This is a genomic window from Mesorhizobium sp. WSM4850 (assembly GCF_055811735.1).
Genome location: NZ_JBVVPV010000100.1, coordinates 1 through 6,336, shown reverse-complemented (window position 1 = coordinate 6,336; position 6,336 = coordinate 1). Strand labels below are relative to the sequence as shown.

The following is a 6,336-nucleotide window of genomic DNA, read 5'->3' as shown; positions in this document are numbered from 1 at the left end:
ACCACTGTTGGCTCCCGTATTGGATTCCGACGAACGTTAAACCGGGCACGAAGCCCATGGCGTGAATTTAGCTGCGTCGAATGAGTGAACTACGCGAAAAATGTCCGGTAATCGCAGGAAACCGGCGTTATTGCCTCTCCGACGCACAGTTGCGGGCCTTCTCTGTTGTATGAGGGAGAATCCTCGCTTTTGGGGCGATAGAAGAAATCGGCCGGAGTCGGCTGCGGACCAACCGTTGGGTCGTGCTGATCTTGTGGTGTAGCTCGCCGGTGACACTGCCAGCGCGCCGTCGACAGCGCTGTACCGTGCGAGAGGCGTCGCGGTCGATTATCGATATCCCCTCGTTAGGAGCAGTTGTGAACAGCAACCAGATTCCTCGGAGCCAACGATGCCGAGGACATGAAACCGGTGCGCCGGGAGAAACCGCTGAGCCGATCTCTTGCGGGAGATGATCGGGTTCGCCTGCGCCACTAGGGAGGGAAGAACCCAGGGGATGCCTTAGCGCAACGGCTATCGCGAGCGACGGGGGAGACGCGGGCCGGCACGGCGCGACCTGCGCGTGCCGACGTGGCGGAAGGCCTGTTACCTACCGTAGCTTGCTTGCCAGCGGCGCATTCACAAGCGCTGACGGCGTTGCTCAGGCGGTGCAAGTTCGGGGCATCTCGACCCGTTCGCTCGCTGACCTGGCCGAGGCGATGGGCGCGCAGCGACGGCCGTATCTCTGGATCGGCAGCACCTGTCTCAAGGTGCGCTGCGGCTGCCTGATCGCCATCGTCCGTGTCATTGTCGCCGTCGGCCTCAACTCAGATACCCGGCGAGGTGCTTGGCATGGAGATCGGCACCTCGGAAGCGAGCCGATCTGTACGAAATTACTGCGCAAGCTGACGCGGCGGGGGCGTCAAGCTCGTCGTCTTCTCTGCTACGAGCTAATCAGAGCGGCGGTCGCCAAAGTGCCCAACGCCGCTGGCAGCGCTGCCGGTCTGCTTCTGCGCAACATTTCTGGCGCGAGCGGGTAAGAGCGGCCGCCGCGTCGCCTCGGGGAGTAGGCTGCGGCCTTCCTAAGAAACAGCCGCCTCAGTGTCGCTTGGAACAGCCTGCAAAACGAAGCCCAGCGATTTGGCGCGCCGCTTCAGATTGGCGAGGACACGGCTGCGATATTGTTCCTCATAGTGGTCGGCACCCGGATCCCTGTAGGTCATGCCGTGGCTGAGGGTGTTGTAGAACAGGACCGCAATTTTGCGGGCGGTCGCCGTCACGGCCTTCGCCTTGCCTGCACGAGAGAACAGCCGACGATAGAATGCTCCGAGCGCCGTATCGCTCCGCCCGATAGTCGTGGCCGCCAACCGCAACAGCGCTGCTGCGGCTGGATGATCTCCGCGTGCGTGAAGAGAGCACCTTGCCGCCGGAGATTTTGTTACCCGGCGCGAGACACAGCCAGGAGGTGAAGTGCTTGGCGCTCGGCCATGCCCTCAGATCCGTCCCGCACTCGCCGATGAGCTTCAACGCAAGTGACGGACCCAACCCATGGATCTCGGTCAGATCAACGCCAAGGACGCCATATAGAGCAGCCCTGACATCGAACGACGGTGTGTTGACCTGCTTGGTCTTCACTCGTGGCCTGGATAGCTTGCCGACCGGCTTTGCCCCTTTGTCGGTCAGCTCCGCTATCAAGGATTCCAGCTTGCGGTCGCAGTCGAGCATCTTGGCCTGGTAGGTGTCGTAGAGCTCCAGCGACTGGGTCAACGCAAAGACATGTTCGTCCCGGTCGTTGCCCACCAGTGCAGCGCGGATCGTCTCGATAGAGGAATGGCAGCGCACATCGCGGTAGGTCGCCAATACATCGGGATTGCGCTCGCCCGCTACAATCGCTCGGATGATCCGCATACCGGTCGCGCCGGTGATGTCGGAGACAACGTGGTGAAGTTGCAGGTTCATCTCCATCAGGGCCTTCTGCATGTGCTGGATATGGGCGGCTGCGTATTCCACGAGCCGCTCCCGCTGACGCAGATAGGCGCGCAGGGTTGCGATCTCGGCATCAGGACGGAAACTCCCGCGCAACAATCCATAGGAATGAAGCTGGCGGAGCCACGCGGCATCGCTGACATCTATTTTGCGCCCAGGCACATTCTTGGCGTAACGCGCATTGACCAGAATGACTTCGAACCCATGCTGCTCAAGAATCTCATACGCCGGGATCCAATAGACCCCGGTGGATTCCATCGCGACACTAGTCACGCCGCACGCTTTGAACCAGTCCGCCAGATCATGCAGGTCTTGCGTGAATGTCCCAAACGCTCGCACTGGCGTATCAGTGCAGCCCGGGTCGACCGCTGCCATGTGCATTTTTGATCCGATGTCGATGCCAGCGGCACCAACATTGACCGGCTTCAATTCCGGGCGGTCACCGGTCGTCATCTCGGGCATCGCAAATCCTCCATATTGTCGGCAGGAGGGTCTGGGCTATGCCTATCTTCATCTTCCTAATTGGGATCGCCGCAGGAACGGCGTCACCACTCTCAAGTTCGCATGCACCCATGGACCACGTTTTTTAACGGGGACTGTGCATCCAATAAGCTGACGGCCGCTACCCTCCGAGGTACGAGGATAGCATGGGCTGTTTCTACCGCGCGCAGGCGGGCAACGGCCCGTGACAGTTTTTTAGGATGTCGCGCTCCGCCTTCAGCTTTGCCACTTTGCGACTGAAGGTCCTCAAGCGCATCGTCGGTCAGCTCCCACGGCAAGGGCTAGCTCAATCCAACCGCTGCTGCGCGCTGCAGTTTAGCATCGTACTGCGCGCTATTCCTAGAACGATTGCAATCTCGCGGGAACTGGTCCCGCTTCCGGCGGGCCGAAGTATTTTCCTCAACTGCATCATGGTCAGCCTTCTCTTTGCCGGCCAAAATGTCCTCGCTCACGGAGAAGAAGTAATTGGTGCCAAAGTTACTAACCCCATAGATAATCCTCAGTGCGCAAAACTGGCTGACTTTTGGTTGGAATGGTGGCCGGGTTCAAATCGGAATGGTGTCCGTGTAATGAGCGCGTCCCCTCATTTCAGCGCAAGATTGTTGCTTCGAACGCACGTACGACACAAGCTTGTCGAGTGGCTGAAGAACGCGGCTCACCACACAAACCTGCAGGCACGAGTCATCGACCATCCTACCCTCTGGGACTGACGATCGAGATCCGGAGCAGTTAGCGGCCGCGTCGTTGACATCGAGCACAATACGATCTGATGTACGGCGGCTAACTTCAGCACCGGCTGGCCTCTCCAATCGGCGCGGTCTAACGTGGTTCCGCGAGGATGACCCGACCCCAGAACGTGATTGCTGGACCAATTAGACGAAGATTAACACGCCAAGGAACTGCGCGACCGTGGCAAAACCTCCTGCAACGCAACACGTCAGCGGACTAAATGTGATTGGAGCTATCGCTTTTGCTTACCTCGTGATACGGGTCGTCGCGGGTCTGAGCTCACTCGCCTATCAGCCTCCCGAGGGGGAAGAAACGGCTCCAGCGTTTGCACCAACATCGCCGCCGCCACCAGGCTCTGCACCCCCGACGGTCGGGGGCTGGCCTCTCGGTTCAGGCCACTGAGAATCCGCAAGTAGCCGTCCCGATTCATCATCGCCATATGGCGCGCCGATAACCCGAAACTTCGTCGCCCATCTTTGCGTGGAGGCAATTCTGAAGATTCCAGACGACAGCACAACCCTGGCGGGCTTTACTGCAAGTCGCGCAGAGCGTAGCCAACTGGCAAAGTCGCGGCAGGCTCCAAACCTTCGCGACCCTCGCCCTCTTCGAGCGCCTAAATAGGCGCCGCGTATGCCTAGCTAGTGTCCGTCCATAAACGGCAAACTGCTGATATCATTGAATGAATTTTGATTTTGGACGGGCGAAGCCCGGCGGTTTCAGGTACACTTCGCGATCAAGCCACTGATTCCAAGCCGTTCTGCCACCGCCGGAGCCGACAATGCGCCAAGAACGCACACTCCAATCCAGTGTATTCGATCTTTTCGCCGGGCACGAGATCGGCTGTGAGTTGAAAGCATGTCGCAATGGCTGGACGAGCATCGCGAGCTTTTGAGTCTGGTGACGCGGGACCTACGCCGGCACGGTCTCAAGGAGACCGGCCGCGAGGGCCTGCCGGCGGAAGCCGTGCTGCGCTGCGTCCTGCTCAAGCAGCACCGCCAACTAACCTATCAGGAACTGGCGTTCCATTTGGAAGACTCCGCCTCGTCCCGGGCTTTTGCCTGGTTGCCGTGGGGGTGTAGCCCAAAGAAGTCGGTCTTGCACAAGACGATCAGCGCGATCCGGGCGCCGACCTGAGAAGGCATCAACAAAGTACTACTTGTAAGCGCCAGGCGAGAGAAGTTGGAAAGCGGCAAGGCCGTGCGCGTGGACAGCACCGTCACTTCAGCACTCATCCACGAGCCGAGCGACAGCAGCCTGTTAAGGGACGCTGTCCGGGTGATGGTGCGGCTGTTGCAGCACGCGGATGTCCGGCCGGCCTTTCTGCGGCATGCCGCCCGGCAACAAAGGTCCGGCCGGACACACTTGATGGCCGACATTGAACTCTCCGTTCCTGAAGCGGTGGACGCAATCATGAACTGTCGTTCCAGACTGCACGGCTCGGCGGTTCGCCGCATCGCCAGACGACAATAACGATAATCCGGCCACCGTAGCAGGGACATCGGTTGCGACGGGTCTGTCTCGTCTGCGGAAGGCTCCGCGTAGGCCTCGGGCGACACGGCGTTGAGAGGCTTGCGGCAAAGCTTGAGCCGGTCTGCGCGATGGCCGTTTGCGAGGGACCGTAGTGACGGATGCGGTGGGAGCCGTCTGGCAGGGTGTGCAGGAGGAAGCGCCGGATGAATTCGTTGGCCTCGAGCGTCATGAGTTTGGTCTTGCCGTGATGGCGATAATCCCTCCATCGGAACGTGACCCTTGCCGTCGGCCAGGCTGATCAGGCGGGAGTTGGCGATGGCGACGCGATGGGTATAGCGGCCGAGGAAAGCACCCTTCGGCAATCCGGCGCCTGAAGGCGGCGGGGTCTGCCAGGTCGGCAATGTCGCCGAAGAAGCGCAGCTTGCCCGCCTCGTATGCCGCACTCAATTCCGTCAGGAACAGCCGGCGAAACAGGCGCGACACACGCACCGGTAGGAAGAAGCCGGGCCTGCAGCTGATCGAGCGCGCGCCGCCGGGCGACAGACCGCCGCTCGGCACGATGCAGTGGAGGTGGGAATGGTAGTGCGGGTTCTGCCCCCAGCCGTGCAGGACCGCAATAAGACCGAGCTCGGCGCCAAGGTGCTTGGGGTCGGCGGCGATAGTCTCGGGCCGTTTTGAACCGAATGACGTAAACCACGGCCTTGTTCTGGGGGGTGATCGTCGCCGACGGGCGCGGGCAGCGTGAAGACAACATGGAAATAGGGAACCGGTAGGAGTTCGCCTGGCGCGCGGCAAGCAATTCGCGGCAGGCCTGCCCCTGTGTAAGCGACGCGGATCGCCTCGCAGGACCGGCACTCCTCCACATGACCGCCCAGTTCAGCCGTCCGGCACAACTCGATGCGCTCATCGTGCGGCGCTCGACGCGTCCGAGACGGCCGTCATGGGCTTGTCGATAGGCCTCGCCATGGCGACGCAAAATATCCGCCACCTCCGATCTTGCCGGCATTGATGGCCCGGATCAGTCCGGCGGCACCACCTCAATACTCAGCCTGTCGAGCGGGCTCTCCGTGCGGCGAATGAGGCCGATCGAGACCTTCGTGTAGCGCGCCGTGCTCGACAGGTTGTTGTGACCGAGCAGGACCTGCATGATGCGGATATCCGTGCCGTTCTCCAGCAGATGCGTGGCGAAGCTGGCTTTCGTGGATTGTCGCGCGCGGAGATCATTATCGTGACCTGCTCGGCCGCAATTTCTGCGTCTCTTCCTCTATCGTATCGAGCCCCGCGAGCCGACAACAACACTTTTCTCTTAGGGACACTGATGGAGGGGACTGAATTGGCGGGAACAAGAAATAATTGCTCGTCCCGCCAACACCTCAAGCCGCGAGCGTGTTTTCTACGAGCTTGATCCAGTACGATGTCCCATACTGAATCGCCTCGTCGTTGAAATCGTAGGCAGCTTGATGCAAGCCGGCGCTGTCGCCATTACCGCACCAGATAAATGCACCGGGTCGCGCCTCCGACATAAGGGCGAAATCTTCACCTCCCAAGATCGGCAGCGTCGCGACCACGTTGTTTTCACCGGCCACGTCCTTGGCCACCTTGATCGCCATCTCGGTTTGCGAGGCGTGGTTGAAAACGACGCCATGGTCGCCTTCAAGACTCAGGTCTATCCTT

At 60.4% G+C, this 6,336-nt stretch carries 2 protein-coding genes and 4 pseudogenes; 2 read left to right on the top strand and 4 right to left on the bottom strand.

Annotation, left to right across the window (positions count from 1 at the left end):
- Positions 1–596: 596 nt before the first annotated feature.
- On the top strand, positions 597–1,016 hold the full coding sequence (locus tag AC0L2Z_RS34715) for a hypothetical protein (RefSeq protein WP_473630552.1): 420 nt from the start codon (positions 597–599) through the stop codon (positions 1,014–1,016).
- A gap of 42 nt (positions 1,017–1,058) precedes the next feature.
- Here AC0L2Z_RS34715 and AC0L2Z_RS34710 read toward each other — a convergent pair.
- Positions 1,059–2,424 (bottom strand): annotated as a pseudogene (locus tag AC0L2Z_RS34710) (IS110 family RNA-guided transposase).
- A 1,546-nt stretch (positions 2,425–3,970) separates the two neighbouring features.
- Between AC0L2Z_RS34710 and AC0L2Z_RS34705 the strand changes: the two are divergent.
- A pseudogene (locus tag AC0L2Z_RS34705) lies at positions 3,971–4,497 on the top strand (ISNCY family transposase); the annotation flags it as partial.
- A gap of 103 nt (positions 4,498–4,600) precedes the next feature.
- On the opposite strand, the pseudogene AC0L2Z_RS34700 reads toward AC0L2Z_RS34705, so the two are convergent.
- The 3 genes and pseudogenes from AC0L2Z_RS34700 to AC0L2Z_RS34690 form a co-directional block, all read right to left on the bottom strand.
- A pseudogene (locus AC0L2Z_RS34700) lies at positions 4,601–5,668 on the bottom strand (IS91 family transposase).
- Positions 5,669–5,680: 12 nt separating this feature from the next.
- A pseudogene (locus tag AC0L2Z_RS34695) lies at positions 5,681–5,854 on the bottom strand (tyrosine-type recombinase/integrase); the annotation flags it as partial.
- Positions 5,855–6,035: 181 nt separating this feature from the next.
- A partial coding sequence (locus AC0L2Z_RS34690) for a M20/M25/M40 family metallo-hydrolase (protein WP_473630551.1) occupies positions 6,036–6,336 on the bottom strand: 301 nt, incomplete at its 5' end.